At 63.4% G+C, this 2418-nt stretch carries 1 protein-coding gene; it reads left to right on the plus strand.

Translation table 11 applies throughout. The features are described from left to right. A partial coding sequence (locus DD606_RS24580) for an Ig-like domain-containing protein (RefSeq protein WP_176691481.1) occupies positions 1 to 2418 on the plus strand: 2418 nt, incomplete at both ends.

Raw genomic sequence — 2418 nt, forward strand, 5'->3', positions numbered from 1 at the left:
CTTGAAGTGACGGCCACCGACGGCAGCGGTAACACCAGCCCGTCTGGCTTTGCCGACGCGCCAGACAGCACCCCACCGCTGGCGCCGGAAAACGTGGTGATCTCTGCCGACGGCACCACCGTAACCGGTACAGCCGAGCCGGGCAGTACCGTCACCATTCGTGAAAATGGCGTGAAGGTCGGGGAAGCGGTCGCCGACGATCAGGGGAATTTCAGCGTTGAACTGATCCCGCCGAAAGCCAACGGCGAAGCCCTGACCGCCGATGCCACCGATACCGCCGGAAACACCGGCCCGACCGCGCCGTTTGACGCGCCGGACATCACCGCGGCACAAACCCCTGTCATCACGGGCGTGGTGGATGATGCCCCAGGCGTCACCGGTCCTGTCAGCCAGAACGGTCTCACCAACGACAACACGCCAACCATCAACGGAACGGGCGAGCCTGGCACCACCATCACCCTCTACAGCGGTACTACCGTGCTTGGCACCGCGCTGGTTTCGGCGAACGGTCAGTGGTCCATCACGCTGGAAACCGCGCTACCGGACGGCGGGCACGTGCTGACGGCGACGGCGGTTGACGCCAATAATAACCTCAGCGGGACATCGAACACCTGGAGCATCACGGTGGATACCGCCGCGCCGGGCGCGCCGGCCATTACGCAGGTCATTGATGACGTACCGGGCCGCACGGGTGCGCTCGACACCAATGAAACTACCAACGACACGCTCCCGACGCTGAACGGTACCGGTGAGCCGGGCTCCACCGTGACGATCCGCCTGGACGGACAGGATATTGGTACTGCCGTTGTTAACAGCGGTGGCGCATGGACCTTCACACCTGCTACCCCATTAGTGAACGGGCAGCATACGTTCACCGTCGTCGCGAGCGATGCGGCCGGTAACGCCAGCGCACCATCAGCCGGCTTTACCCTTACCGTCGATACCACCCCGCCACCAGCGGCCACCATTGACACCGTCTCCGATAACGTGGGGCCCGTGCAGCTTCCGCTTAACAGCGGGGACACCACCGACGACACGCTGCCGCAGTTGCAGGGAACCGCACCGGACGGCACCACCATCACGATCTATGACGGAACCACCCTGCTCGGCACGGCGGTGCTCGACGGCAGCGGCGGCTGGAGCTTTACGCCAACCACGCCGCTGACGGACGGCCCGCACTCGCTGACGGTCCACGCAACGGATGAGGCGGGTAACACCACCATTTCGCCGCCGTTTGAACTGGCGATCGACACGACCGCGCCTGCAACGCCGGATATTCCTGAGATCACCGTCAACCCGGACGGCGGCACGCCGGGGACGGCCCTGAATCCAGGGGAGACCACCCGGGATACCACGCCAACCCTGAGCGGCTCGGGCACGCCGGGGGATATCGTGAACATTTACGATGGCGCTACTAAAATTGGTGAAGCCGAGATCGATGGCGACGGTAACTGGAGCTGGACGCCGGATGATCCGCTCCCTGACGGCACCTACGATCTCTCCCTGACGGTCACTAACCAGGACAGCGCCGGGAACGAAAGCGCGCCGTCCACGCCGGTGACCATTACCATTGATACTGACGCGCCTGCCCAACCGGGAACCCCAACGGTGACAGACAGCGTAAGCCAGATCACCGGACCCGTGCTGGATGGCGAATCCACCAACGATCCGCGTCCGGTCCTGAGTGGCACCGGTACGCCGAATGACGTCATTACCATCTATGACCAGGTGGGTACAGGCGAGCCGCAGGCCGTGGGCAGCGTTACGGTGGACGGTAACGGTAACTGGAGCTGGCGTCCTGAGAGCAACATTGGCGAAGGGACGCACGAATACACGGCGACCGCCACCGATGAAGCCGGGAATGAATCTGTGCCATCAGCCGGTATCACGATAACGGTCGATACCCTCGCCCCGGATACTCCGGTTATCAGTGCCATTGGTGGCGTGCAGAATGGCGAGTCTACCAACGACACTACGCCAGGCATCGGCGGAACCGGCACCACCGGCGAGACGGTGATCATCTACAACAACGGCGTGGAAGTCGCGCGCGTAGAAGTCGTCAATAATGAATGGTCCTATACCCTGCCGACACAAACCGACGGCCCGCTGAATATCACCGTCGCCGCGGTGGACGATGCCGGTAACGTTAGCCCGGTAAGTCCGGTGTTTACGGTGGAGGTTGATACGCAGGCGCCAACCGTGCCGCAAATTGACGCCGTCTCTGACAGCCAGCTGACCAACAGCGTGCTTTACACCCGCGACGGTACGCCAACCCTCACCGGGATTGGCGAGCCGGGTTCGAGCGTCACCGTCTCCGTTGATGGTGTCGCCTCGCCGGTGGTCGTGGAGGTTCAGCCGAACGGGACATGGTCCTGGACCGCCGACCCTGCGCTCACCGAGGGGCCGCATACCTTCTCA

It is taken from the genome of Enterobacter cloacae complex sp. GF14B, from assembly GCF_004136805.1.
GTDB classification, from domain to species: Bacteria; Pseudomonadota; Gammaproteobacteria; order Enterobacterales; family Enterobacteriaceae; genus Enterobacter; species Enterobacter hormaechei_C.